Below are 25,540 nucleotides of genomic sequence, written 5' to 3' on the forward strand. Positions count from 1 at the left end.
AATAAGAACGCGCTATGAAAAAGGTCACCGATAGCTCGTTAATCCCCGTCAATAAGCTAACGCCCGAACAAGCGGAGGCGGAACTCGAGCGTCTAGCGACAGAGATCCTGAACGCGGACAAGGCTTATCACGAAAATGACCGCCCGGCGATAAGTGATGCCTCTTATGACGCATTACGTCGCCGAAATCTGTTGATCGAAAAGCGCTTCCCCAAACTCAAACGCAAAGACTCTCCGTCAGACCGGATCGGTGCCGCGCCATCAACGAGATTCGAGAAATCCAAACATGCTGTCGCGATGTTGTCTTTGGATAATGCATTCAGCGATGAAGATGTCGCTGACTTTTCCAAACGCGTGAAGAAATTTTTAGGCATGGCGGATGACACGATTGCATTTACCGCTGAGCCAAAGATCGATGGCCTTTCGCTGAATTTGAGATATGAGAAAGGCGTTTTAAAAGTTGCGGCTACGCGCGGTGATGGTCAGGTTGGTGAGAATGTAACCGTCAATGCACTGACGATTAAAGACATTCCGCAAAAGCTGAAAACCGATATCGACGTTCTTGAGGTGCGCGGCGAAGTTTATATGAGCCATGCTGATTTTGAAGCGCTGAATGCGCGCCTCGAAGGCGAGGGCGAAGAAGTATTCGCTAATCCGCGGAACGCAGCGGCGGGGTCATTGCGGCAGCTTGATGCAGCGATCACCGCGTCACGGCCATTGCGTTTTTTCGCTTATGCTTGGGGTGAGCTTTCAGAGCCCCTGGGTGACACTCAATCGGCTGCGCTTGATCACTTGGGCAAGCTTGGGTTTCAAATCAACCCGCTTACTAAGCGATGCGACACAACCGACGAGATGATTGCGCATTACCGCTTGATCGAAGAGCAGCGCGCGACTCTCGGCTATGATATTGATGGTGTCGTCTACAAGGTCGATCGTCTTGATCTGCAAGAACGTCTCGGGTTTGTCTCGCGGGCACCGCGCTGGGCAATTGCGCATAAATTCCCGGCGGAAAAGGCAATCACGATCCTTGAAGACATTGATATTCAGGTCGGCCGCACAGGCAAGTTAACGCCGGTTGCCCGGCTCAGGCCGGTTACGGTTGGCGGTGTCGTTGTTTCCAACGCAACGCTGCACAATGCGGAAGAGATCGAGCGGAAAGATGTCCGGGTTGGGGATAGCGTGGTCATTCAACGCGCCGGCGATGTTATCCCGCAAGTGGTCGAAGTCATCTTGGACAAACGTCCGAAAGGGGCGAAGGAATACGAGTTTCCCGATCTTTGCCCCGTGTGCGGATCGCATGCTGTCAACGAAGTCAATCCGAATACTGGCAAGGCTGATGTCGATAAACGCTGCACCGGTGGATTGATTTGTTCCGCGCAAGCGGTCGAGCGATTGAAACATTTTGTGTCACGCCAAGCCTTTGACATTGATGGACTAGGCGAAAAGCAAATTGCGTCATTTTTCGAGCAGGGCATCATCAAGGAACCGGCGGATATCTTCACCCTGCGGTCGCGGCAAGAAGCCGGTCAGATCGATCTTTTTACCTATAAAAAGAAATCAAATGGCGATCTCCATCTCGACAAGGATGGCAATAAAGTCGCCACCAATGAGAAGTCCGTAAACAACCTATTCGATGCGATTGATGAACGGCGAAATATTGATTCCGCGCGGTTGATCAATGCGCTCGGTATTCGTCATGTGGGTGAAACCAATGCCCGGCTATTTGCGCGGCATTATGGCGGCTTTGAAGGGTTTTACGATGCTGCCGTCAAAGCCAAGGACGAAACCAGCGACGCTTATCAGGATATGTTGAGCATAGATGGCGTTGGCGCGTTAGTGGCGCGCGGGGTTATTGATTTCTTTGATGAGGAACACAACCGAGACGCGTTGGATCATCTCCTTGAGGAAATTACGCCCCAAAAGGTTGCGGCAGCTTCGTCTTCAAGTGCAGTCGCCGGGAAGACGGTCGTTTTCACCGGATCATTAGAGAGCATGACCCGCGACGAGGCGAAGGCCAAAGCTCAAAGTTTGGGGGCAAAAGTCTCTGGTTCGATATCAGGAAAAACTGATTATTTGGTCGCGGGACCCGGTGCCGGTTCGAAATTGAAGAAGGCTGAAAGTTTGGGCGTGACCGTTCTAACGGAGGAGGAATGGGCCAAATTGGCGTCCAGCTAGGTGTTTTTGGCACCGGAGCAAATGCTATCCGGTCATAAATTCGTAGCAGAATCGGCTTTCTTTTCGCAATTATCGACGCCCCATTGCTCTTTTTGAGGAGTCTCGTTTTCGGCCATTGCGGAGCGCCATTGGCTCGCGGTACAGACGTAAAAAAGAGGCCGAATATCAAGGCTTAAAGTAGCCCGCCGCAATCCGCGGGAGGAAACCCGGAGACTTGAATGAGCGACGAAAAACCGCTTTCGCTATACGTTCCCGAGCCCGAATTCAGACCCGGCGATCAGCCGGACTTCTCAAATGTTCCAATCCCAAGCGCAGGGGTCGCGCCCAAACCACCATTGGACGTCGAGGCCGGCGATATCCGCGATCTCGCCTATACGATCATCCGGGTGATGAATAGAGACGGCGAGGCCGTTGGCGAATGGGCCGACATGCTCACCGATGAGCAGGTCAAAATCGGCCTTGAAGATATGCTCCGTGTGCGGGCGTTTGATGCGCGCATGTTAATGGCGCAGCGTCAGGGCAAGACCAGCTTTTATATGCAGGCTTTGGGTGAAGAGGCGATTGCCTGCGCCAGCCAAAAGGCACTTGAACCGGGAGATATGAATTTCCCGAGCTATCGCCAGCAAGGGCTTTTGCTTTCGACCGATTATCCCATGGTCGATATGATCAATCAGATCTATTCGAACGCAGCGGACCCTTTAAAAGGCCGTCAGTTGCCGATCATGTATTCCTCTAAGGAACATGGGTTTTTTACAATCTCAGGAAACCTCGCCACGCAATTTGTACAGGGCGTTGGTTGGGCGATGGCATCGGCCATTAAGGGCGACACCAAAATTGCGACGTCCTGGATCGGCGAAGGATCAACGGCGGAAAATGATTTCCATTCTGCGCTTGTTTTTGCTTCGACCTATCGTGCGCCCGTGGTGCTCAATATCGTCAATAATCAATGGGCGATCTCGACCTATCAAGGAATTGCGCGCGGTAAAGCGGCAACCTTCGCTTCGCGTGGCTTGGGTTTCGGTATTCCGTCCCTGCGTGTTGATGGTAATGACTATTTGGCTGTTTATGCGGTTGCGAAATGGGCGGCTGATCGCGCCCGTGCGGGGCACGGCCCGACGCTGATCGAACATGTGACCTATCGTATGGGCGGGCACTCCACCTCTGATGATCCGTCCGCGTACCGTGCAAAAGAAGAATCGGCGAAATGGCCTTTAGGCGATCCGATCGAGCGATTGAAAACCTATCTGATTAAACGCGGTGTCTGGTCAGAGGCTCAGCATCTCCAAATGCGTGAGATGGTCGAGTCTCAGGTCGCCGAAGCGCAAAAACAGGCTGAGAAAAACGGCACCCTTCATGACGGGCCGCACTCTTCGCCAGCTGAGATGTTCGAAGATGTCTTCAAAGAAATGCCGACGCATTTGCGTCGCCAACGTCAAGAAGCGGGGTTTTAGACGATGGCACGCATGACAATGATTCAGGCCATCCGTAGTGCGATGGATAATGCCATGGAGCATGACGACAATGTCGTCGTTTATGGCGAAGATGTAGGTTTTTTTGGTGGCGTGTTTCGATGCACCCAAGGGTTACAGGAGAAATACGGTAAAAACCGGTGTTTCGACTCCCCGATCAGTGAAAGCGGGATTATCGGTACCGCGATTGGCATGGCGGCCTATGGATTGCGCCCCTGTGTCGAAATTCAGTTCGCGGATTATATGTATCCGGGATATGACCAGATCACGCAGGAAGCGGCGCGGATTCGTTTCCGCTCGAATGGTGACTTTACGGTACCTATGGTTGTGCGCATGCCCACCGGCGGCGGTATTTTTGGCGGCCAGACCCATAGCCAAAGCCCGGAGGCATTATTTGCCCATGTGGCCGGCATCAAAACGGTTATTCCCTCAAATCCGTATGACGCAAAGGGGTTATTGCTCGCTGCGATCGAGGATGATGATCCGGTGATGTTCCTTGAACCAAAGCGGCTTTATAATGGGCCGTTTGATGGACATCATGACCGGCCAGTTACACCTTGGTCGAAACATGAAATGGGCGAAGTGCCGGATGACTATTATACCGTCCCGCTGAGCAAAGCCGCGATCAGGCGTGAAGGCGAGGACGTAACGGTTCTTGTTTACGGGACGATGGTCTATGTGGCCGAAGCCGCCGCAGAAGAAGCCGGTGTGGACGCTGAGATTATTGATCTGCGGACGATTTTGCCGCTTGATATTGATGCGATAACGGCGTCGGTCAAAAAAACGGGCCGTTGTGTCATTATTCACGAAGCCACGAAAACCTGTGGGTTTGGGGCCGAGCTAATGGCAATTGTTGCAGAAAATTGCTTCTATGATCTCGAAGCACCGATCATCCGGGTGACCGGTTACGACACGCCATATCCTCATGCGCATGAATGGGAATATTTCCCGGGGCCAAAACGCGTGGGTGAAGCGCTGAAAAAAGTGATGGAGTCAGCATAATGGGCGAACATGTCATCAAGCTACCCGATGTAGGCGAGGGCGTTGCTGAGGCGGAACTCGTCGAATGGATGGTAGAGGTCGGTGCCAATGTCCGTGAGGATGAAGTCCTGGCTGCGGTCATGACGGATAAAGCCACGGTAGAAATTCCGTCCCCGGTTGAAGGCAAGATCATCTGGCGTGGCGGTGCCATTGGCGATGTCTTGAGTGTCGGATCACCGTTGATCAAGCTCGAAGTCGATGGGGAAGGGAATGTCAAACCCGGATCAGAGCCGGCGGTCGCTGCGAAAAAAGAAGAATCGAAAGAAACAACTGCCAAAGAAGAAAAGCCTGCGCCCGTAAAAGAAAAGCCGTCAAGCCCGCCCAAACCGGAGGCGGCAAAGGCGAATGGTGCTCAGCCCGTCAAGAACATTCCGCGTGCGGAAGGGGAAAAGCCGCTGGCATCCCCCGCCGTGCGGAAACGTGCACTGGACGCTGGCATTGATCTTCGCCGGGTGCCGGGAACGGGGCCTGCGGGCCGGATTAGCCACGAAGACCTTGATGCGTTTATTGCGGCCGATGGCGCGGGTGTCGCTACGCCGGGGACCGCCTATCGCCGTGACACATCGGTCAAGGAGGTTCCGGTTATCGGTCTGCGCCGCAAAATCGCGGAGAAAATGTCAGTCGCGAAAAGCCGCATTCCGCACATCACCTATGTCGAAGAGGTGGATGTCACCGCGCTCGAAGAATTGCGCGGTGAATTGAATGCTTCGCGTAAGGAAGACCGGCCAAAATTGACGATATTGCCGTTTCTCATGCGCGCAATGGTCAAGGCGATCAGCGAACAGCCGCATCTGAATTCGATTTTCGACGATGAAGCGGGGGTAATTCATCAATATGGCGGGTGTCATATCGGTGTCGCGGCACAAACACCAAATGGCCTGATGGTGCCGGTGGTTCGCCATGCGGAAGCGCGCGATATTTGGGGCTGTGCCGAAGAGGTTGCACGCCTGAGCGACGCCGCGCGCGAAGGGAAGTGCGCCCGCGATGAGCTTTCCGGTTCGACCATCACGATTACATCGCTCGGCGCTATGGGCGGTATTGTTACAACGCCGGTGATTAATCACCCTGAAGTTGCAATCATTGGCGTGAACAAAATTCAGACCTTACCACGCTGGAACGGATCGGAATTCCTGCCGCGCAAAATCATGAATTTGTCTTCGAGCTTTGATCACCGTGTGATCGATGGATGGGACGCGGCGGTTTTCGTTCAGCGCATTCGTGCATTGCTTGAAAATCCGGCAATGATTTTTATCGAGAACTAGACCTATGAAAGACGTAACTTGTAAATTGCTCGTCATCGGTGCTGGGCCAGGTGGTTATGTGGCCGCGATCCGCGCCGGGCAGTTGGGTATCGATACGATTATCGTCGAAGGCCAGTATAATGGCGGTACCTGTTTGAATGTGGGCTGTATCCCCTCAAAGGCCATAATTCACGCGGCCGATGAATTCGAAAAGGCAAGCCATTTCGCGGGCGATTCCGCAATCGGCATTTCTGTTGCCAAACCCGAAATTGATCTCGAGAAAACGATTGCGTGGAAAGACAAGATCGTCAGCCGACTGACCACAGGTGTTGGCGGGCTTTTGAAGAAAAATAAAGTTCGGTCTATTTCTGGCTGGGCGAAATTTGTCGATGGTAAAACGGTCGATGTTGAAAATGGTGACGGAACCCATCGTATCCGCGCCGAGAACATCATCATTGCGACTGGTTCTGTTCCGGTTGAGCTGCCTTTTATGCCCTTCGGCGAGAATGTCATTTCATCAACCGAAGCGCTTGCGCTTTCAAAGCCGCCAAAGACGATGGCGATTGTCGGCGCGGGTTATATCGGGCTTGAGCTAGGTATCGCCTATGCGAAAATGGGCACGAAAGTTACTGTCGTTGAAGCGCTCGATAAAATTTTGCCGCTCTATGACAAAGAGATGACCCGGCCGGTCGCGAAAAAGCTAAAGGCGCTCGGTGTCGAAATCATGTTAGGCGTCAAAGCGAAGGGTGCGAAAGCAAAAGGGCTGGAGATTGAAACCAGCGACGGCAACGCGAAAACGATTGATGCGGAGAAAATTCTCGTAACGGTCGGGCGCGCACCCAAAACGGAAGGCTGGGGCCGGGAAAATCTGGTTCTCGATATGGATGGCCGCTTCATCAAGATTGATGAGCAATGCAAAACCTCCATGCGCGGCATTTATGCGATTGGCGATGTCACCGGCGAACCCATGCTCGCGCACCGTGCGATGGCGCAAGGTGAAATGGTCGCCGAGATCATTGCTGGCGAAAAGCGTCATTGGGATAAGCGCGCAATCGCGGCGGTTTGCTTTACAGATCCTGAGATCGTTTCTGTTGGCCTGTCGCCGGATGAGGCGAAAGAAGAAGGCTTTGACATTATCAGCCAGAACTTTCCGTTCACGGCTAATGGTCGCGCAATGACAATGGAATCGGAAGATGGGTTTATTCGCGTTGTTGCGCGAAAAGATAATCATCTGGTGCTTGGCGTACAGGCCGTTGGGGCAGGGGTTGCTGAATTATCAGCGGCGTTTGCACTAGCGATTGAAATGGGCGCAACGCTTGAAGATATTACCGGGACGATCCACGCTCACCCAACTCAGTCCGAAGCATTCCACGAAGCGTCATTGCGGACGCTCGGGCATGCGCTTCATATTTAGTACCACTCAATCGGATCAAGCCGATAATAATGCGTGAGCTGATCGTATAATTCACGGTCATGCTCGCGCAAATCATTTGGACGCTCAAAAAATATCTCGGTGGCGACCGCGAAAAATTCTGCCGGATTGGTTGCGCCATAAGGATTGATGACCGTGTCGCGACCTTCGTGAACGTCATCGCGCAAACGCTTGAATGCCCGTTGAAATGTTCTGGCCCACTGGCTCGCGCTTTGATCTGCGTCCAGAAGTGGTGATCCGTCGGTGACCCCGGTTTCATCATCGAGCTGATGGGCGAATTCATGAAACACAACATTCTCGCCGTCATGGGGCGCAAATGCGCCATAGGCAGCGTGATCCCATGCGAGGATAACTGGCCCGCGCGACCAGCTTTCACCAGTTCTGACGGCCGCGCGTTCGGAGTGAACATGGCCATCAACCGAAAGTAATTTGCTTTTGAAGGCGGCGGGATAGACAAAGATTGATCTGAGCGAGCGGAACCAACGGTTGTCTTTGTTGACGATCAAGAGACAGGCCTGCGCCGCAATCGTCACCCGAATATCGTCTGTGATCTCAAGGCCCTCTTGTCCATAAAACTTTACCTCGTCGATGAAGCGATTGATCAGTCCATCAAGCCGCTTGCGCAGGTCGAGCGGCAAACGATTATAAACCGGCACGCGGGCGCGCACGATTTTCTTATGGGCGGGCTGTAGCGGCGCGGACAATAATTCCTCGCGCCGCCGCCGCTCATAGGCCCAGCGCCCGCCGATAAACAAACCGGCACCAACGACCAAACTCATCACCAAGAAATTCATCATAGACCCAGATATGGGGTGCCTGGCCGAACTGTCTAGTGCCGTGGGCGTCGTCATTGTGGGTGCCGCGCAATACATCAGAGAGCCTATCACGGATGAGTGGATCCCGGGTCAAGCCCGGGATGACGTTGGGGTGGGTTACTTCCTTGCCACAGGCGTCATTGCGGGTACCGACCCGCAATCCATTTATACGGCGCAGCATTCAAGTGTTGCGTGCTGGCAGTGGATCCCGGCTCAAGCCCGGGATGACGGTGAAGGATGGGGGAGGGGGTGCCTCGGGCGTCATTGCGGGCACCGACCCGCAATCCATTTATACGGCGCAGCATTCAAGTGTTGCGTGCCGGCAGTGGATCCCGGCTCAAGGTCGGGAGGACGGTGAAGGATGGGGTAGGGGGTGCCTCGGGCGTCATTGCGGGCACCGACCCGCAATCCATTTATACGGTGCAGCTTTCAAGTGTTGCGTGCTGGCAGTGGATCCCGGCTCAAGCCCGGGATGACGGCGGCGAATGGGGTAGGCGCATGCCGTGGGCATCAGTGAGGGTACTAAATATCCAGCGCGTCTTTGACGAAGGCTGCGTTTTCCTGAATGAACTGGAACCGGGCTTCCGGTTTTCTGCCCATTAAACGGGTAACCAGATCGCCGCAATCTTCGGATTTATCTTCCGCGATGACCACCCGCGCAAGCGATCGTGTTTCCGGGTTCATGGTCGTTTCCTTGAGCTGTGCAGGCATCATTTCGCCGAGGCCCTTAAACCGGCCGACTTCGACTTTCTGGTTCGGTTTGAATTCCGATTTTAAAAGTTTATCCCGCGCTTCTTCGGTCATGGCGTAGACGGACTTTCCGCCAGCGGTCAGGCGGAACAATGGCGGTTGCGCGAGATATAGTCGCCCTTGGCGAATAAGCTCCGGCATTTCCTGATAGAAGAAAGTAATCAATAGCGCCGCAATATGCGCACCATCGACATCAGCATCGGTCATGATGATGACTTTTTCATAACGCAGATTTTCGAGATCAAACTTTGAACCAAGTCCTGCGCCGAGGGCCTGCGTGATGTCAGCGATCTCCTGGTTTGCGAGGATTTTATCTCGCGCCGCAGAGGCCACATTCAAAATCTTACCACGCAGCGGCAAGATTGCCTGCGTCGCGCGGTTGCGGGCTTGCTTGGCGGAACCGCCAGCGGAGTCGCCCTCAACGAGGAAAATCTCTGTACCCGAACGATTGGCGCTCGAGCAATCTGCGAGCTTACCCGGCAGGCGCAATTTGCGTGTGGCGGCGGCGCGAGAAACCTCTTTTTCCTTACGGCGGCGCTGGCGTTCATCGGCGCGGTCGGCCACCCATTCCACCAAAGCGCCGGCCTGTTTCGGATTGGATGCGAGCCAATGGTCAAAGGCCGGGCGCACTGTCGCCTCAACAATTTTTTGCGCTTCGGTGGTCGCGAGCTTGTCTTTTGTCTGGCCCTGAAATTCCGGGTTACGCACAAAAACAGAAAGCAGCGCACCGGCGGTTCCCAACACATCCTCGGCGGTTATGTTGGCCGCGCGCTTATAGCCCGCAAGTTCCGCATAGGCCTTGAGGCCCTTGGTCAGTGCCGCGCGCAGACCGGCTTCGTGGGTCCCGCCTTCAGGGGTAGGGATCGTGTTACAATATGAATGAACAAATCCGTCGGCCTCGCCAAAGCCCGCGCTGCCCCAAATGACAGCCCATTCGAGATTGCCGTGGCCGCCATCATCTTTCTTTTCGACTTTGCCGGCGAAAATATCTTCCGTGACCGTCGGTTTTGAACCGGCCAGCGTTTTCAAATAATCGGTCAGGCCGCGTTCGAAATGGAAAACCGCTTCAGGCGGCGTATCATCTTTGATGAGGCTCGGGGCGCATTTCCAGCGAATCTCGACACCGCCAAAAAGATAGGATTTTGACCGCGCCATTTTAAAAAGGCGGGCCGGTTTGAATTTGGCACTCGCGCCGAAAATTTTTGCATCAGGGTGGAACATGATGCTGGTGCCGCGTTTGTTTGGCGCTGGGCCCACTTTTTCGAGTTTCGTCCGTGGGTGTCCTTCTGCAAAGGACTGGCGATACATGGTGCGGCCACGGCAGACCTCAACGATCAGGTCATCGGACAGCGCATTCACGACCGAGACACCCACACCGTGCAGACCGCCCGAGGTCGCATAGGCTTTGCCTTCGAATTTCCCGCCGGAGTGGAGGGTGGTCAAAATCACTTCGAGCGCTGATTTCTTTTTGAATTTCGGGTGCGGGTCGATCGGGATACCGCGTCCATTATCGACGACCGATAGATAACCGTCTTCGTGAAGCTCGACCTCGATCCGCGTCGCATGCCCCGCAACGGCTTCGTCCATCGAGTTATCGAGCACTTCGGCAAACAGATGGTGGAGCGCCTTTTCGTCAGTGCCGCCAATATACATGCCCGGGCGTTTCCGGACAGGCTCCAGCCCCTCAAGGACCTCGATATCCTTGGCTGTGTAATCTTCAAACAGGTCTGAATCGTTCTTTTTGGCGGCGCGTTTAGACATAAAACTCACTACTCTGGCGGTAAGCGGGGCGAAGTTGGACGCACGATCTAGCGCGGTTCTGGCGCTTCCGCAAAGCACTGGGGAAAACGGGCTCGAAAACCGGTAAAAATCGCGATCGGGCGTAGCTTTTACCCGCTCATTGCCAATTATACCACGGGCCAATTGGGGGAATCATCCCTAAATATGCCGACTTAGGGAGGCAGCGTCCTATGACCGGTTACACGTCCATCAGCGATTTGTCGAAGCCATTATCGCTTCCCAGCGGTGGATCGGTGAAAAACCGAATCGCCAAAGCGGCGATGACCGAAGGGCTGGCCGATGCCGATAACCGCGCGACGGCGCGGCATGTGACCCTTTATCGGCGGTGGGCCAAAGGCGGTGCGGGGCTGTTACTGACCGGCAATGTCATGGTGGATCGGCGCTATCTGGAGCGGCCGGGCAATGTCGCAATTGATGGTCAGCAATCGGATGAACAGCTTGATGCGCTCAAGCGTTGGTCGGGGGCGGCGCGCGACGCCGGCGCTGATATCTGGATGCAGATTTCCCATGCCGGGCGGCAATCGCCCAAGATCGTCGCAACCGAACCTGTCGCGCCGTCTGCGATAGAGCTTGGGCTGCCCGGTGGCAATTTTGCCAAGCCGCGTGCGCTTTTGGAAAGTGAAATTCACGAGATCATCGAACGCTTTGCCCATTCGGCCTCTGTCGCAAAACGCACAGGGTTTAGCGGTGTGCAAATTCATGCGGCGCATGGCTATTTGCTTTCAGAGTTCCTCAGCCCGCTGGTCAACCAACGTGATGACGAATGGGGCGGTTCATTAGAGAACCGCGCGCGGTTATTGATGCGGGTCATTAACGAGGTGCGCTCGCAAGTGGGTTCCGGTTTCCCGGTTTCCGTTAAGCTCAATTCGTCAGATTTCCAAAAGGGCGGGTTTAGCCCGGATGGCAGCTTGCAAGTCGCGCGGTGGTTAAATGACGCGGGTGTTGACTTATTAGAAATTTCCGGCGGTTCCTATGAGCAACCGGCAATGATGGATATTGAGGGAATGGATGAGCGCTTTGAAGAGCAAAAGCGCGAATCCACCATTGCGCGTGAGGCCTATTTTCTGACCTATGCGGAGGAAATCAGGAAGGTCGCGAAAATGCCGCTCATGGTGACGGGCGGGTTTCGCTCCCGCGCCGGGATGGAAGAGGCCATAAGCGCCGGAGCTTGCGATCTTTGCGGGATGGCGCGGCCATTATGTGTTGGTCCTGACCTGCCACAGCGATTGATGAACGGTGCCGTTGACGCCGCGCCATCCTGGGAAAAGACCTTGCGGATCGGGCCGGGTATTTTCGGGCCGACGTCAAAAATCGATTTGATACGTGCGCTGAACGGATTTGGCGTGATGGCATTTTTCTATGAAAATATTTACCGGCTGGCCGACGGCAAGGAAACAAAGAAAAAAATGGCAGTCCTGCCAGCTTTTATAAAATTCCAACTCAACGAAATGAATATGGCAAAGGCGTTGACGCGCGATTGATCCTCAATGCCGTGGTGACCTTCGGGCACAGAAAAGCCGGGCAGTGCGCCCGGCTTTTTCCGAAGAGAAGTTTGACCTTAGCAGGAATAATACATCGAAAACTCGACCGGGTGCGGCGTCGTTTCGAAACGCAACACCTCTTCCATTTTGAGGTCGATATAACCGTCGATCTGATCGTCGTTAAAGACGTTTCCTTTTTTGAGGAACTCACGGTCGCTGTCGAGCGCCTCAAGCGATTCGCGCAATGACGCACAAACCGTTGGAATGTCTTTAAGCTCTTCCGGCGGAAGGTCGTAAAGGTCTTTATCCATCGGATCGCCCGGATGGATTTTGTTTTCAATACCGTCAAGACCCGCCATCAAGAGCGCCGAGAATGTCAGATATGGGTTACCGCTGGCGTCAGGGAAGCGCGCTTCAAGGCGCTTGCCTTTCGGTGAGGATACCCATGGAATACGGATTGAAGCAGAGCGGTTACGCGCTGAGTAAGCAAGTAGAACAGGTGCTTCGAAACCAGGCACGAGGCGCTTGTAGCTGTTCGTTGTCGCGTTTGCGAAAGCGTTGATCGCGCGTGCGTGCTTGATGATACCGCCAATGTAGTAAAGGCAGGTCTCAGAAAGGTCCGCATAGCGGTCACCAGCGAAGAGCGGCTGACCATCTTTCCAGATGGACTGATGCACGTGCATGCCTGAACCATTATCGCCGAAAATTGGCTTCGGCATAAAGGTCGCGGTTTTGCCGTAACCGGCAGCAACCTGATGCACGATATACTTATAGATCTGAAGCCGGTCTGCCATCGTCGTCAGCGACGAGAATTTCATTCCCAATTCGTGCTGCGAAGGTGCAACTTCGTGGTGATGCTTTTCTGGCTCAATGCCCATCTCGCCCATTAGCGAAAGCATCTCAGAACGCATGTCCTGCTCGCTATCGACTGGCGGGACAGGGAAGTAACCACCCTTTGGTCCCGGACGGTGCGCGAGGTTGCCGCCTTCGAAATCGCTAGAGCTGTTATAGGGGCCTTCGACTGAGTCGACTGCGTAACCCATATTGTTCTGTTCGGTTGACCAGCGAACATCGTCAAAGACGAAGAATTCGGCTTCCGGGCCAAAGAAAGCGCTATCGCCAACGCCAGATGATTTCACATAGGCTTCTGCGGCTTTTGCGGTCGTCCGTGGGTCGCGGCCATAGGGCTGACCCGTTGATGGTTCGAGAACGTCACAAACGACTGAGAGCGTAGGCTGCGCAAAAAACGGATCGATCACAGCGGTTGCCGTATCCGGCATCAACACCATGTCGGATTCATTAATGGCTTTCCAGCCAGCGATGGATGAACCATCGAACATTGTCCCGTCTGAAAATAAATCGTCGTCCGCCATGGATTGGTCGAACGTAACATGCTGCCACTTACCTTTTGGGTCAGTGAAGCGAAGATCAACAAACTTAATCTTCTCGTCTTTAATGCGTTTAAGAATAGCCTCTGAGCTCATTGGAGTAATGCTCCTTTTTTTGTTTTCCGACGACATCCGCAAGCTCTGGATTAAGCCATGCCGCCGCGTGTCGCCGTAGTGTGCGTCGAGATTCGGTTGCTGTGCAACTGAATATTGCGCCGCAGCATCTGAATCAGGGCAGAATCGAAAAATAGTTTGTTTCTAACACCCCACAGCCTGAAAGTTCCAATTGTGAGCAGTTTTACACTAAGAAAAATCACCGTTTTTGGGGACTTTTTGATAGCTGAAATGTCTCCGACCCGTGGTAAGCGAGATTTGGGAGGGAAATCTGAGTGAATATCGCAGACGCGAAAATATGGGTTCTGACCGACGGGAAAATCGGCGATGACGTGCAATGCTTGGCGATTGCACAATGCCTGGATGCGAACTTTGAAAAGCGGGTGGTCTCACCGCGATTGCCGTGGTCGCTGATTGCGCCGTGGGGGCCGGTTGATCCGCGCGAACAGCCCGGCAATGCGTCAGGCCCGCTTGCCGGATCGCCGCCGGACATTGCCATCATATCTGGCCGTCGCGCGATACCGCATGCGAGAGCATTGAAAAAAGAGAGCAATGGGCGGACCCGCATTGTCGTGTTGAAAGATCCACGGATCGGGCGCGGGCATGCGGACATTATTTGGGTGCCGGCCCACGACCGCGTTTCGGGCCCCAATATTATTTCAACACTGACGTCCCCGCATGGCCTCGCGGGGAAAATTGCTGCGTCCCGGAAAAGCCCGTCACCCTATCCGACGCCATTTTTGGGGGTCGTTCTCGGTGGGCCAAGCGGGGGCGCGCGCTATGAAGTAGAGGATGCGCTCGATCTCGGGGCGCGGTTATCCGATGCCGCAGAACAATATGGCGCGATTGTCGTCACCCCATCGCGGCGCACGCCGCCGCAATTTATCAAGGCCTTGCGTGAAGCGATCGCTCACGAACAGCTCTTTTTTTGGGATGGCAATGGCGATAATCCGTATATTGATATTTTAACCCATGCGGATGCGTTGGTCATTGCCGCCGATAGTCACAATATGATGAGTGAGGCCTTGGCGACGGAAGTAGGGGTCTATGCGTGGTGCCCGCGCAATATGGCGTCGAAACTGACCTGGTTTATCGATGAACTTGTGCAGCGAGGCGACGTCATCCGTTTTGACAATAGCGCGCCACCCTTTGTCCGGACACCAATCGATGCAACGCCCGAGATAGTGGAGAAAATAAAAGCGCGGATTTCGCGTTAAGGGATCAATCCTCAGATAGCGCTTTTGCGTGGATGCGCGCTTCTTCGACATAATGGCCCGCGCCAATTGTCGCCATTTTGTCTTCTCCTTCACGAAGGTCGCGAAATTTCTTGGCAGGCATCCCGGCCCACATCTCACCGGCGGGTACGATTTTTTTCGGCGATAGAAACGCCCCTGCTGCAAGCATCGCGCCTGTTTCGACGACTGACCCGTCGAGCATGGTTGCGCACATGCCGACAAAACCGCCATCTTCGACTTTAGCGCCGTGCAGCATGCATTTATGCCCGACCAAGACATTCTCGCCGATCAAGGTCGGCAAGCCGCCCCATTCGGGCGCGTCTACATGAATGATGGTTCCGTCCTGAACGTTTGAGCCTTTACCGACAACGATCTTATTGGTGTCACCACGCAAAACACAGCCATACCACACCGATGCGTTTTCATGGATCTCTACATCACCGCAGACGACAGCGCCGGGGGCGATAAAAGCGGTTTCGTGGATCTTTGGCGTTTTATCGCCAATCGCGAAAATTAAAGGTTTCATTCTAACTTTTCACTGCGTCCGGCTGGTTATCGGGATGGGCTTTTATAAAAGCTGGGTGGTTTATGCATCGTTCATTGATTGCATTCAAGCGAGGCATATTTGAAATATCAACGCCGAAACGCAGTGCTGCATAAATTTGCGGGACCAAAATGCAGTCCGCAAGGCTTGGCGTATCACCGACGCAGAAGTCACCGCCTGTGCGCGCGACGATTTTTTCGGCGGCCATCATGGCGCTACCGGGCCACGTATTCATCCAGTCGGACATGGCCGCATCGTCAAATCCGCCTTTCTCCCGCAGATATTTCTGGATACGGAGGTTTCCGAATGGTTGCGCCTCACATGCGATTGTATAAGCAATAGCCCGGGCATTGGCGCGCGCCACGGCATTCCCCGGCAGTAGGGATGTATCCGGATAAGTTTCCTCAAGAAATTCGATTATTGCCATTGATTGCGTAATGACCGCGCCATCATCGGTTTCAAAGGTTGGCACAACGGCGAGCGGGTTTTGCGCCAGATAGGCCTCGCTTTTTTGTTCGCCCTTTAAAAGATTCACCGGCACATATTCATAGGGAAGGTTCTTCAGCGCCAGAGCGATGCGAACACGATAGCTGGCACTGGAACGCCAATAACCAAACAATTTCATAGGTTTTCTCCCTTATGGGCCGATAGGACCAATTCACACTTGCTGTGAAAAGGTAACATATGTTACTAATATTGAAAATCGAAATCCAAATGATAGCGAGGCAATATTATGGCTGATCTTTTCGAAAACCCAATTGGCACGGACGGGTTCGAATTTGTCGAATATACGAGCAGCAATCCCGATGAACTTGCCGCTTTGTTCGAGCGTTTGGGTTTCACCGCAGTCGGCAAGCACCGCTCGAAAGATGTCGTCCACTACAGACAAGGGGACATCAATTTTCTTCTCAACCGCGAACAAGCGGGCCAGCCGAACGTATTCCGCAATCAACACGGATCAGGTGCCAATGCGATGGCGTTCCGGGTGAAGGACGCGCAAAAAGCATTTGAGGAAGCTGTAAAGCGCGGCGCAAAGCCGATTGAAGCCAAAGCCGGCCCGATGGAGCTGAATATTCCGGGCATCGAAGGCATTGGCGGATTGAATGTTTATCTCGTTGATCGTTACGGTGCGCAGACGATTTACGATGTTGACTTCGAGCCCATCGAAGGGGCGGACCCAGCAAAGAATGATATGGGCCTGACCTATATTGACCATTTGACCCATAATCTGCATCGCGGAAACATGGATAAATGGGCGGCCTATTACGAGGATATCTTCAATTTCCGCGAAATCCGCTATTTCGATATTGAGGGTAAACAAACCGGCCTTGTCTCAAAAGCGATGACGGCACCATGCGGAAAAATCCGCATACCGCTCAATGAAAGTCAGGATGACAAATCGCAGATCGAAGAGTTTCTGCAGCGCTACAATGGCGAAGGCATTCAGCATATCGCCCTGGGTACCGGTGATATTTACAAAACCGTTGAGGCGCTGCGTGAGCGCGGCGTACCATTCCAGGATACGCCTGACACCTATTATGAAAAAGTCGGAGAGCGCGTGGGCGATCATGGCGAGGACCTTGAGCGCCTCAAGAAGAACCGCATCCTTATCGATGGTGCGCCAACCCAAGGGCAGGGATTGCTGTTGCAGATCTTTACCCAAGATGCGATTGGCCCGATCTTTTATGAGATCATTCAGCGCAAAGGAAATGAAGGTTTCGGCGAAGGGAACTTTAAAGCCTTGTTCGAATCAATCGAAGAAGATCAGATTCGCCGCGGCGTTTTGAAGGAAACTGCGTAAAAAGGGCTGTCTATGGCAGAACGCAAAATCGATGCACCTGCCACCTTGCGCGGCAATATCATTCTCGAAGAATTTGCGCCCTATCGCATAGTGGCGCTCGGCCATGCCATTTCGCAGCGCATGGCCAAGGCCTATGAGGATGAGAATATCTCCATTCCCGAATGGCGGGTGTTGGCGGTGATTGCGCAACATGAAACGGTTGCGGCGCGCGACGTGGTTCGCCGCACGCCGATGGACAAGATGAGCGTATCCCGCGCTGTGACCAGCCTTGAGCAAAAAGGCATCGTCGAGCGCACCCCGGACCCGGCAGATCGCCGGGTTTCCGCCATGTCGCTATCGGTCGAGGGGCGTCAGATTTTTGACCGCATCGCGGCGCTCGCGCTTGCCTATGAGCAAAAGCTTTTATCGTCCTTATCGGATGACGAAGCCGAAAAGTTCAGCTCAGCCCTTTCAAAGCTCGAATATCACGTGCAATTGGATTAGCGCAGCAATCAGCATAAGGTTCACCTTTTTGGGCCGATATTTATGCGCGTTGTCGTTCTGCTTTTAGTTATGTTGTTGTCTGGTTGCGTATCTTTCCCTGATGCGCCCCAAGCGACCCATGCGCCAACCATCGAGGGCGATCAATTTATCGCTGTCGATGGCACACCTCTAACGCTCGACATTTGGCAGGCTGATGAACCCCGTGCTGTGTTGGTCGCGCTGCACGGTATGAATGATTATGCCCACGCCTTTGCCTTGCCCGGCGCTTACTGGGCGGAAACGGCAGGGATCACAACCTATGCGCTGGACCAACGCGGTTTCGGGCGTTCGCCGCAATTCGGGCACTGGGTGGGCGAGGAGACAATGGCAGCAGACCTGCGTGGTCTTGTTGAAGCCGTGCGGCGCAACCATCCGGGCCTACCGGTTTTCGCTGTGGGGCATTCCATGGGCGCTGCGGTTTTGATGAGCGCGCAATTGCAAGAACCGCTGAATTTGGACGGGTTGATTCTCGCGGCCCCCGGCGTCTGGGGCGGGCGGGCTTTGCCGTTGCCTTACCGCATGTCCGCAAATTTTGCGGCGATGCTCGCACCCGGAAAAACACTGACCGGCGAACGCGCAGATCGTCAGGCATCGGACAATATCGAGATATTACGGGCCATGTATTATGATCCGCATGTGGTGAAAGAAACGCGGCTTGATGCGATAGTCGGTGCAATCCGCGTTATGGGCACGGCCTATAATGGTGCCGATGACATCCGCGCGAATATATTGGTCGTGATTGGCGAGAAAGATGAAATCATCCCCTTAAAGGCTATAGAAAAAACCGCGATGCGGCTTGATGGTGATGTCACCGTCCATCGGTATCCCGAAGGGTGGCACTTGCTATTCCGCGACCTGCAGGGCGAAAAGGTTTGGCGCGATGTGGCGCATTGGATCGCGCGTCAAACCAATAGCAAATTCGCGTTAGGCGGCTAAATTTCCGCCTGACTTTGCCAAGGTTGGGCGCGTAAGTTCGCGTTCATCAGGTCTCTTTGTTGAAACCGCGTTTTGAGGAAGCGGTAGAAATACCAATCCTTCAACGCATAAGGCGTAAGGTGATAAAGCATGACCTCGAACCAATTCCATGACACGGATTTGCGGTTGCTGCGTCTATTCGACGTTTGGCACCAAAGGTCACGATGGTAAGCGATATGGCCATGCTGAAGCATGCGGTGGACGATTTCATGGTCTTCTAGGGCGTAGGGCCAAAGATCGCGCGAATATCCGCCGACATCGCGCAAAGCTGAGGTCTGGAAAACCTGGCCATAGCCACCGGAATGACATTGACACGCCAAAAGAATACCGACAATCGCGCCTTTAAGGCGTTTGGCGTAACCGGCGAAACTGTCCGGCTCGTTTTCAATGCCGATACCGATTGCGCCGACCAAATCGCCGTCTGACATGGTCAAAAGGCGCATGGCGAGTTCGAAATAATGCGGCGGATAATAAGTGTCCGCATCGCAAAAAGCGACATAGGCGGAATTGACTGCGCGTATGCCTGTTTCGAGCGCATTGACCTTCCCGGGGCGCGGATCGTGAACAATACAGATCAAAATATCTTCGTGGTTTTTCTGAAACGCGCGGCAGATTTCTACCGAACGATCTGTAGACCCATTATCGACAAGGATAATTTCATCGGGTCGGTGCTGCTGAGCGGCGAGCGAGTTTAGCGTCGCGCCGATATACTTCTCTTCATTGAAGAACGGCAGCACGACAGTCAGCAGAGGGGCTTGCCTAGAAGATTTCGTGACCGCAGCGGTGTATTCTGATCCAGTCATCAGCTTGCCTTTGCCGGTTGCAGCGCGATGTCAACGACGTTGCGCGATGTCCGTTTGCGCAATGCGCTGTCGTAAATATTGAAAAACAGGTTCTCAAAAGTGGCATGCCACGAGAAATTGGCGATGGCATGGGCGCGTGCGCGCTCGCCGATATTGGAAAGCCGATCCATCCATATCGCGGAGATATTCGCGGCCATCGCATCACTATCGCCGCAGGGGCCAAGCCGCCCGAGGCTTGGCGGCACGCGGTCGATCATGGCACCGGCTCTTACGCCGACAACCGGCAATCCGGCAGCTTGTGCTTCGATTACGGAAATGCCGAAGGTTTCACTTTCCATGGCCGACACATAGATATCTGACGATGCCAGATAGGCCGCCAAAGTTTCGCGATCATCGACAAAACCGGGGAAGTGCACATTCATATCGGCGCATTCCTGAACCAATGACTGGCGCTCATTGCCGTCGCCGAGCATCACAAGATGGGCATTCCAGGCCTTTGGCAATTTGTGAAACGCATCGACGATCAGCCGGGCTTTCTTTTCGCCGTCGATGCGTCCGGCATATATCAAAAGCGGCGCATCCTCAGCGACACCAATGCTTTCGCGGAGCGCTTCACTGCGCTGGGCTTTATGGAACAGCTTGGTGTCGGCACCTAAAGATAAAATTCCTGCATCGCGGACGCCGAGATGCGCGAAATGTTCTGCCGCCATCTGGGTTAGGGTGTAGAACCCGTCAAACCGCTTATAAAGATTGGCCGCATAGCGGTAAGCAAGATTTTTGACTTGCCGCGCAACAAATGCGCCCGCCCGTGGTTCAAGATATTTCTCGACATAGACGGTCGGAAAATCCGTATGGTACCCCGCGACCAGCGCAGTTTGCGGATGTTTCTTGCGATAAAAGAGGGCTGTCCACGGAAGGTTATACGCATCCTGACATTCAATGAGATCCGGCCGCGCCAGATCAAGCGCACGGAGTACCGCACGTGAGCGGAGTAATAGCCGATAATTCGGGCTGTTCGGGACTTGCGGGGACTTGATTTCAATCGTTGTGGTACGGCCATTGCGATGCACCCGATCTTCGGCCCCCGGAACGATCAGGCAGTGATTGGCATCGGTATTTTCGAGTAGGAACCGGCGCTTTTCAGAAAGAAACGTCCGCACCCCGCCGCCTTTTGCCGCGTATGATTGCGTTATATCGCAAAAGGTGAGCGCCGCCGAACTATTCTGCACAACTCAAATGTCCCACCTTTACGACAAATCGATTCCCACAAATTCATGCGGTCGGTTAGGCACTAATTGTTGAGTGATTGTCGCGGGTTTCATCAAGAGAAAAATTTGTGACAAACGCGCACAATTTGCGGAATTTTCTGAATATAACCGTATACGTATTAAAAGTGGACAGTCACACGAATGTCGTATTTCTACTTAGTTTCTTGTGTCCTCTAGGCTTTTAGATTTGCGTTTTTGGTTAATGCGCACAGAGCGCGTTCCATTGAAAATATTGCTCACTTTTCCGTGCTATTTTCATAACTCTGTCACACGAATGGGGCATCACTTGACTACGTATCGGAATGATGGGGGTAGAGATGATCAAGCGCAGTTTAGAACGTCTCGGTGACGCACTAGGCATGATCATTTTTTTGTTCGCGTTGCTGATTGCGACAAGAAATATGTTCCGACCAAACGGCCAAAAGCTTGATCGAAAAGCGTTTGACGAGAAGTCCGCAAGACAACTTAAGACGGCAAACCTTTCGGCTTCGGCATGAGTGTGAAAGTAAAGAAAGTAGGGCCTAATCAGGTCCAGCGTCGTCGTCGGTTACGCCGACGTTTCGGTCTTGGTGCAGCCGGCACCAAGACCAAATCAAAACAATAAGCGTTAAGCCGCTTTTGATGCTGATCCGCGATCCGCTTGTGCAACAAGTGCGCGATAATCATTCATGTCGCCATTATAGGGTTCTGCGCGCCCATCCTTGACCAGCCACAACTGATCTGCGGTTGCTTCGGCCAGAAAAACATCGTGCGTAATCAGCAAGACGGCACCCTGAAATTCATTAAGGGCATAAATCAACGCTTCGCGGCTATCGATATCGAGGTGGGAGGTCGGCTCATCGAGGATGAGAACATGTGGCTTGTCCATAGACATCAAGCCAAGGAGCAGGCGCACTTTTTCTCCGCCCGATAAATTCTCGACTTTGGTTTCGACTTTCTCGTGCGAGAATCCCATCTGCGCGGCGATGGCGCGCTGTTTGCCGACACTGGTTTCTTTGGGGAGGGCACGACGAACGTGATCGAGCACAGTGTCGCCGAGCGTTAGTTCGTCGAGCTGGTCTTGCGAGAAATACCCAATGCGGATCGAACCCGGTGCGGTACATTCGCCGGCCATCAGGGGGAGGCGCTTGGCGATGGATTTCACCAAGGTTGTTTTACCCTGACCATTCGCGCCAACAATGGCGATCCGGTCATCGGGATCAAGGCGAAGATCAACCCCGCGCAGAATGACTGCATCCTCGCCATAGCCAAGTTCCGCTTCTTTAAGTTGCAACATCGGCGGCGAGAGTTCGTCTTTCGGTGCCGGAAAATGAAACGGGACAGTTCGTTCCGCGAGGGGAATTGTAATGTCCTGCATTTTTTCGAGTTTCTTGACCCGCGATTGCGCCTGCCGGGCTTTGGACGCTTTCGCGCGGAAGCGATCAACAAAGGCCTGAAGATGCGCTTTGTCTGCTTCTTGCTTGCTACGCTGGCTTTCGAGTTGCGCCAGTTTTGCGGCGCGGAGCTTCATCCATGCATCATATCCGCCGGTGCAAAGCGTAAGCTGACGGTGCTCAAGCGCGAGCGTATGGGTTACGCAGCGATTGAGTAGCTCCCGGTCGTGAGAGACCAGCAACACCGTGTGCGGATAGCGACGGAGATACCCCTCCAGCCAAGTCGCGCCCTCAAGATCAAGATAGTTTGTCGGCTCATCAAGCAGCAACAGATCGGGTTGCGAAAACAACACACCCGCAAGGGCCGCACGCATTCGCCATCCGCCGGAAAATTCTTTTGTGGCGCGGCTCAGATCGTCATTGGAAAAACCAAGCCCCATCAAGACTTCTGAGGCCCGTGCTTCTGCGGACCACGCATCAATATCAATGAGCCGTGTATGAATATCGGCAATGCGCATGGGGTCTTCGGCGGTTTCTGCTTCCGCCATCAGCGCGTGCCGCTCGGTATCTGCGGCGAGGACAACATCAATGATGGTCTCGTCCGTGGCGGCAACTTCTTGCGCCACCCATCCCAGACGCGCCTTTTGGTTTAGACGAATAGAGGACTCGCCGGTCGGATTGGCGACATCTTCGCGGATCAGGCGGAGCAGGGTCGACTTGCCGGTGCCATTGCGGCCCACAAGCCCCACTTTCCAGCCAGCGGAAATTTGCACCGACGCCCCCTCAAACAAGGGGCGGGAATCAACGCGATAATCGAGATTGGTAATATTCAACATGCTGGCTGTGTAGAGAAAGCCAGCGCGATAGCAAGTAGGGCCGTTTCAGACGACGCGGATTATCCGGGAATTAACCCTCGACCGATTGAACAATCCAGTCGAGGAACCCTGCATTTGACTGTTTTCGATCAATCGGTAACGCCACAACGCAAGGCACTTCATGGGGGTGCAGGGCAATTATACGATTGCGCGCAGCCGCAGCGCCTTCGGTTGTGGTTTTGAAGATAACCGGGGTTTCGGTGCCGATCTCGACTTTTCCTTCCCACCGATAGACCGAACGCATCTCCGCCAGGATATTCGCGCAGGCCACCAAACGCTCTTCGACAAGGGCGCGGGCAATGCGCGCCGCGATCTCTGCGTTTGGGGTGGTGACATATAAAAAGGTGATCTCGCTCATGGCCGCTCCCTCCATTTCAGGGCATTACGCTAAAGCGATTGAAGGCTTGAAACAAACCATAGCGCCTGATCTGTTGCGCAAAGGGCGCTATAGGCTTAAGCCACCAATAAGCGGATATTTGGTTTGAAAAGATGCGCAAACTCGCAACCGACAATGCATTGGTGCTTTTTTCAGGCGGGCAGGATTCGTCCATTGCCCTCGCTTGGGCATTGTCGCGCTACGATCATGTAGAAACCATCGGTTTCAATTACGGCCAGCGTCACGCGGTGGAGCTAGGGGCGCGGCAGGCGGTTAAGCGCGCATTATGTGATGCTTTTCCCGAATGGGCGGCAAAGCTCGGTGAGGACACGCTCGTCGATGCGGCCGGATTACGCGATCTCGGCGAGACTGCGATGACCCACGAAACTGAAATCGCTTATGCGGATGATGGTTTGCCGAATACATTCGTGCCCGGTCGAAACCTTGTGTTTCTGTCGCTCGCTGGCGGGCTGGCTTATCGGCGCAATCTCGGGGTTTTGGTTGCGGGCATGTGCGAGACGGATTTTTCCGGCTATCCCGATTGCCGCGAAACGACATTAGCAGCGCAACTGGAAGCTCTAAGGCTCGGCATGGATGCGAATTTCGATTTGGAAACACCGCTCATGCATATCGACAAAGCCGAAAGCTGGCGTTTGGCGGCGCGATTGGGCGGCGACAAGTTGGTGCAGCTTATCAACGAACATTCCCACACTTGCTATAAAGGTGTCCGCGGCGACCGCCATGAATGGGGATATGGCTGCGGTGAATGCCCCGCATGTGAATTGCGCGCCCGTGGTTGGGCCGAATATGCCGCTGCGCCCTAGTGAATAGGGTGGATACGGAACAACAGACCAAGGAAAGCCCGCTGGTTGCCGCACTCTATGCGGGGTTCTATGGCGGCCAGTTCGTATTGTTGGGGATCCAGCTTCCGTTCTTTGCAGGCTGGCTTGCGCTCAAAGGTTTTACGACATCCGAAATTGGGTTGATTACGGGCGCAGCATTGATCGCGCGTCTTGCGCTTGGGCCGTTTGTGGCATTTTGGGCTGACCATCAACATGATGAACGCAGGTCACTTCGGATCATGTCCTTTCTGTTTGCCTTGGGCGGCATTGGATTAATCCTTGCGCCGACGAAAGTCTTAATCGGTGCCGCAGCCGCGTTGATTATCTGGACCTTCGGCATGTTGGTGCCGTTGACCGATACGGCCGTGTTGCGCGCCGACCGCAATGGCTGGGTGAAGTATGGTCAGGTGCGCGCTGCCGGTTCTACATTTTTTTTGGTTACAACGATTGTGGGCGGCGCGGTGCTTGGCCAAACCGGTGTGGCGGCCGCCGCGCCCTTTATGGCCATTGCGGCGATCGCCGCTTTTTTCATGTCACTATTGCTGCCCAAGGGGGTCGGCGGGCGTGGCGGCGCAAAACCAGTTTCCTGGCGGGAGGCACCGCGCTTTATTTCGAGCCCGGTTTTTCTGGGTGTTCTGATCGCTGCCGGTCTAACCCAAGGGGCCCATGCGGTTTATTACGCATTCTCGTTTTTGCGGTGGGAAGAGCTGGGCTATTCCACGTTAACGATCGGGTTTTTGTGGGCAACAGGCGTTGTCGCAGAGATTATATTACTAACGCGCGCGCGGAACCTCGCTTATCGATTAGGTCCGGCCTTATTGCTGATCTTGGGCGCGGCGGGCGCTGCGGTGCGATGGTTTTTCGTTGCGCTAGAGCCGCCGCTTCTGTTTTTGTTTTTGTTGCAAACTTTGCACGCCTTGACCTTCGCCGCGACTTATCTGGGCACGATTGAGTTTCTTGATCGCGCAGCGCCCCTGAGGCTTGTTAATACGGGGATGACTTTAATGTCGACGACGGGGGTTGGCGCGGTGACCGGGCTCGCGACTGTCATTGCTGGTTATGTATGGCAATCAAGTGGGGCAGGGCCAGCCTATATGATGATGGCTTTCATGGGTGCAATCGCTGTCATTTGTGCGGTATTGGTGGCGCGTAAATGGGACGGCGGAAAGCTTTTCGAATAGAGGGATTTTGTTCTCCACAATTTAATGTCATCAGATTTTG

Annotated in this window: 22 protein-coding genes; 12 read left to right on the forward strand and 10 right to left on the reverse strand. The window is 54.0% G+C overall.

Features of this window, described 5'->3' with window-relative positions:
• Window positions 1–14: 14 nt before the first annotated feature.
• The 5 genes from ligA to lpdA all read left to right on the forward strand — a co-directional run bounded on the left by ligA (window position 15) and on the right by lpdA (window position 7,339).
• Complete coding sequence (gene ligA, locus ABFZ83_RS01265; RefSeq protein ID WP_411817622.1) at window positions 15–2,174, forward strand: NAD-dependent DNA ligase LigA; 2,160 nt, start codon at window positions 15–17, stop codon at window positions 2,172–2,174.
• 218 nt (window positions 2,175–2,392) lie between these two features.
• Entirely contained in the window at window positions 2,393–3,625 is a 1,233-nt protein-coding gene (locus ABFZ83_RS01270) for a 3-methyl-2-oxobutanoate dehydrogenase (2-methylpropanoyl-transferring) subunit alpha (protein WP_411817623.1), read from the forward strand.
• Window positions 3,626–3,628: 3 nt separating this feature from the next.
• Window positions 3,629–4,645 carry an alpha-ketoacid dehydrogenase subunit beta gene (locus tag ABFZ83_RS01275; RefSeq protein WP_411817624.1) on the forward strand — a complete coding sequence of 339 codons (1,017 nt, stop codon included), beginning with the start codon at window positions 3,629–3,631 and terminating at the stop codon, window positions 4,643–4,645.
• Window positions 4,645–5,946 (forward strand): dihydrolipoamide acetyltransferase family protein, encoded by a 1,302-nt coding sequence (locus ABFZ83_RS01280; RefSeq protein WP_411817625.1) that lies wholly within the window; start codon window positions 4,645–4,647, stop codon window positions 5,944–5,946. Before ABFZ83_RS01275 ends, ABFZ83_RS01280 begins: the two co-directional genes overlap by 1 nt.
• A 4-nt stretch (window positions 5,947–5,950) precedes the next feature.
• On the forward strand, window positions 5,951–7,339 hold the full coding sequence (lpdA, locus tag ABFZ83_RS01285; RefSeq protein ID WP_411817626.1) for a dihydrolipoyl dehydrogenase: 1,389 nt from the start codon (window positions 5,951–5,953) through the stop codon (window positions 7,337–7,339).
• Here lpdA and ABFZ83_RS01290 read toward each other — a convergent pair.
• The 3 genes from ABFZ83_RS01290 to parE form a co-directional block, all read right to left on the reverse strand.
• Window positions 7,336–8,136, reverse strand: a complete 801-nt coding sequence (locus tag ABFZ83_RS01290) for a zinc-dependent peptidase (protein ID WP_411817627.1) — start codon at window positions 8,134–8,136, stop codon at window positions 7,336–7,338. The genes lpdA and ABFZ83_RS01290 overlap by 4 nt on opposite strands.
• Window positions 8,084–8,353, reverse strand: a complete 270-nt coding sequence (locus ABFZ83_RS01295) for a hypothetical protein (protein WP_411817628.1) — start codon at window positions 8,351–8,353, stop codon at window positions 8,084–8,086. Before ABFZ83_RS01295 ends, ABFZ83_RS01290 begins: the two co-directional genes overlap by 53 nt.
• Window positions 8,354–8,694: 341 nt before the next feature.
• Window positions 8,695–10,683, reverse strand: coding sequence for a DNA topoisomerase IV subunit B (gene parE, locus ABFZ83_RS01300; protein WP_411817629.1), 1,989 nt, complete (start codon window positions 10,681–10,683; stop codon window positions 8,695–8,697).
• A gap of 209 nt (window positions 10,684–10,892) precedes the next feature.
• Between parE and ABFZ83_RS01305 the strand changes: the two genes are divergently transcribed.
• On the forward strand, window positions 10,893–12,203 hold the full coding sequence (locus ABFZ83_RS01305; protein WP_411817630.1) for an NADH:flavin oxidoreductase/NADH oxidase family protein: 1,311 nt from the start codon (window positions 10,893–10,895) through the stop codon (window positions 12,201–12,203).
• A gap of 77 nt (window positions 12,204–12,280) precedes the next feature.
• On the opposite strand, the gene glnA is transcribed toward ABFZ83_RS01305, so the two are convergent.
• Window positions 12,281–13,687: a type I glutamate--ammonia ligase gene (gene glnA / locus ABFZ83_RS01310; RefSeq protein WP_411817631.1), complete on the reverse strand. Its 1,407-nt coding sequence runs from the start codon at window positions 13,685–13,687 to the stop codon at window positions 12,281–12,283.
• Window positions 13,688–13,980: 293 nt separating this feature from the next.
• Between glnA and ABFZ83_RS01315 the strand changes: the two genes are divergently transcribed.
• Window positions 13,981–14,922 (forward strand): mitochondrial fission ELM1 family protein, encoded by a 942-nt coding sequence (locus ABFZ83_RS01315; RefSeq protein WP_411817632.1) that lies wholly within the window; start codon window positions 13,981–13,983, stop codon window positions 14,920–14,922.
• Window positions 14,923–14,926: 4 nt separating this feature from the next.
• Here the strand turns inward: ABFZ83_RS01315 and ABFZ83_RS01320 are convergent, their stop codons facing one another.
• Together ABFZ83_RS01320 and maiA are read right to left on the reverse strand one after the other, a co-directional pair.
• Window positions 14,927–15,466, reverse strand: coding sequence for a gamma carbonic anhydrase family protein (locus ABFZ83_RS01320; RefSeq protein WP_411817633.1), 540 nt, complete (start codon window positions 15,464–15,466; stop codon window positions 14,927–14,929).
• A gap of 1 nt (window position 15,467) precedes the next feature.
• On the reverse strand, window positions 15,468–16,109 hold the full coding sequence (gene maiA / locus ABFZ83_RS01325; RefSeq protein ID WP_411817634.1) for a maleylacetoacetate isomerase: 642 nt from the start codon (window positions 16,107–16,109) through the stop codon (window positions 15,468–15,470).
• Between the two features lie 108 nt (window positions 16,110–16,217).
• On the opposite strand from maiA, the gene hppD reads away from it, so the two are divergent.
• From hppD to ABFZ83_RS01340, 3 genes are read left to right on the forward strand one after another with little or no spacing between them, the layout of a single operon-like run.
• Window positions 16,218–17,285 (forward strand): 4-hydroxyphenylpyruvate dioxygenase, encoded by a 1,068-nt coding sequence (gene hppD, locus ABFZ83_RS01330; protein WP_411817635.1) that lies wholly within the window; start codon window positions 16,218–16,220, stop codon window positions 17,283–17,285.
• Between the two features lie 12 nt (window positions 17,286–17,297).
• Window positions 17,298–17,768: a MarR family winged helix-turn-helix transcriptional regulator gene (locus ABFZ83_RS01335; protein ID WP_411817636.1), complete on the forward strand. Its 471-nt coding sequence runs from the start codon at window positions 17,298–17,300 to the stop codon at window positions 17,766–17,768.
• Window positions 17,769–17,810: 42 nt separating this feature from the next.
• A complete protein-coding gene (locus tag ABFZ83_RS01340) occupies window positions 17,811–18,743 on the forward strand; it encodes an alpha/beta fold hydrolase (RefSeq protein ID WP_411817637.1) in 933 nt (310 codons plus the stop codon).
• Here ABFZ83_RS01340 and ABFZ83_RS01345 read toward each other — a convergent pair.
• From ABFZ83_RS01345 to cutA, 4 genes are all read right to left on the reverse strand, one after another.
• Window positions 18,740–19,585 carry a glycosyltransferase family 2 protein gene (locus ABFZ83_RS01345; RefSeq protein ID WP_411817638.1) on the reverse strand — a complete coding sequence of 282 codons (846 nt, stop codon included), beginning with the start codon at window positions 19,583–19,585 and terminating at the stop codon, window positions 18,740–18,742. The genes ABFZ83_RS01340 and ABFZ83_RS01345 overlap by 4 nt on opposite strands.
• Complete coding sequence (locus tag ABFZ83_RS01350; RefSeq protein WP_411817639.1) at window positions 19,585–20,814, reverse strand: glycosyltransferase; 1,230 nt, start codon at window positions 20,812–20,814, stop codon at window positions 19,585–19,587. Before ABFZ83_RS01350 ends, ABFZ83_RS01345 begins: the two co-directional genes overlap by 1 nt.
• Before the next feature lie 646 nt (window positions 20,815–21,460).
• Entirely contained in the window at window positions 21,461–23,062 is a 1,602-nt protein-coding gene (locus ABFZ83_RS01355; protein ID WP_411817640.1) for an ABC-F family ATP-binding cassette domain-containing protein, read from the reverse strand.
• A gap of 70 nt (window positions 23,063–23,132) precedes the next feature.
• Entirely contained in the window at window positions 23,133–23,459 is a 327-nt protein-coding gene (cutA, locus tag ABFZ83_RS01360; protein WP_411817641.1) for a divalent-cation tolerance protein CutA, read from the reverse strand.
• 131 nt (window positions 23,460–23,590) lie between these two features.
• Here cutA and queC point away from each other — a divergent pair, with 131 nt between their 5' ends.
• Together queC and ABFZ83_RS01370 are read left to right on the forward strand one after the other, a co-directional pair.
• Window positions 23,591–24,301 (forward strand): 7-cyano-7-deazaguanine synthase QueC, encoded by a 711-nt coding sequence (gene queC / locus ABFZ83_RS01365; RefSeq protein WP_411817642.1) that lies wholly within the window; start codon window positions 23,591–23,593, stop codon window positions 24,299–24,301.
• 8 nt (window positions 24,302–24,309) lie between these two features.
• Window positions 24,310–25,500: an MFS transporter gene (locus ABFZ83_RS01370; RefSeq protein ID WP_411817643.1), complete on the forward strand. Its 1,191-nt coding sequence runs from the start codon at window positions 24,310–24,312 to the stop codon at window positions 25,498–25,500.
• Window positions 25,501–25,540 lie beyond the last annotated feature (40 nt).

Source organism: Hyphococcus formosus (assembly GCF_046736345.1).
Classification (GTDB): Bacteria; Pseudomonadota; Alphaproteobacteria; order Caulobacterales; family Parvularculaceae; genus Hyphococcus; species Hyphococcus formosus.

Bases quoted from the DNA above. Each gene is read 5' to 3' on its own strand.
- ABFZ83_RS01290 (WP_411817627.1), bottom strand. From the start codon at position 8,136: ATGAGTTTGGTCGTTGGTGCCGGTTTGTTTATCGGCGGGCGCTGGGCC.
- parE (WP_411817629.1), bottom strand. From the start codon at position 10,683: ATGTCTAAACGCGCCGCCAAAAAGAACGATTCAGACCTGTTTGAAGAT.
- ABFZ83_RS01355 (WP_411817640.1), bottom strand. From the start codon at position 23,062: ATGTTGAATATTACCAATCTCGATTATCGCGTTGATTCCCGCCCCTTG.
- ligA (WP_411817622.1), top strand. From the start codon at position 15: ATGAAAAAGGTCACCGATAGCTCGTTAATCCCCGTCAATAAGCTAACG.
- ABFZ83_RS01320 (WP_411817633.1), bottom strand. From the start codon at position 15,466: ATGAAACCTTTAATTTTCGCGATTGGCGATAAAACGCCAAAGATCCAC.
- ABFZ83_RS01335 (WP_411817636.1), top strand. From the start codon at position 17,298: ATGGCAGAACGCAAAATCGATGCACCTGCCACCTTGCGCGGCAATATC.
- ABFZ83_RS01275 (WP_411817624.1), top strand. From the start codon at position 3,629: ATGGCACGCATGACAATGATTCAGGCCATCCGTAGTGCGATGGATAAT.
- queC (WP_411817642.1), top strand. From the start codon at position 23,591: ATGCGCAAACTCGCAACCGACAATGCATTGGTGCTTTTTTCAGGCGGG.
- ABFZ83_RS01345 (WP_411817638.1), bottom strand. From the start codon at position 19,585: ATGACTGGATCAGAATACACCGCTGCGGTCACGAAATCTTCTAGGCAA.
- ABFZ83_RS01340 (WP_411817637.1), top strand. From the start codon at position 17,811: ATGCGCGTTGTCGTTCTGCTTTTAGTTATGTTGTTGTCTGGTTGCGTA.
- ABFZ83_RS01280 (WP_411817625.1), top strand. From the start codon at position 4,645: ATGGGCGAACATGTCATCAAGCTACCCGATGTAGGCGAGGGCGTTGCT.
- ABFZ83_RS01295 (WP_411817628.1), bottom strand. From the start codon at position 8,353: ATGCTGCGCCGTATAAATGGATTGCGGGTCGGTACCCGCAATGACGCC.
- lpdA (WP_411817626.1), top strand. From the start codon at position 5,951: ATGAAAGACGTAACTTGTAAATTGCTCGTCATCGGTGCTGGGCCAGGT.
- maiA (WP_411817634.1), bottom strand. From the start codon at position 16,109: ATGAAATTGTTTGGTTATTGGCGTTCCAGTGCCAGCTATCGTGTTCGC.
- glnA (WP_411817631.1), bottom strand. From the start codon at position 13,687: ATGAGCTCAGAGGCTATTCTTAAACGCATTAAAGACGAGAAGATTAAG.
- cutA (WP_411817641.1), bottom strand. From the start codon at position 23,459: ATGAGCGAGATCACCTTTTTATATGTCACCACCCCAAACGCAGAGATC.
- hppD (WP_411817635.1), top strand. From the start codon at position 16,218: ATGGCTGATCTTTTCGAAAACCCAATTGGCACGGACGGGTTCGAATTT.
- ABFZ83_RS01270 (WP_411817623.1), top strand. From the start codon at position 2,393: ATGAGCGACGAAAAACCGCTTTCGCTATACGTTCCCGAGCCCGAATTC.
- ABFZ83_RS01305 (WP_411817630.1), top strand. From the start codon at position 10,893: ATGACCGGTTACACGTCCATCAGCGATTTGTCGAAGCCATTATCGCTT.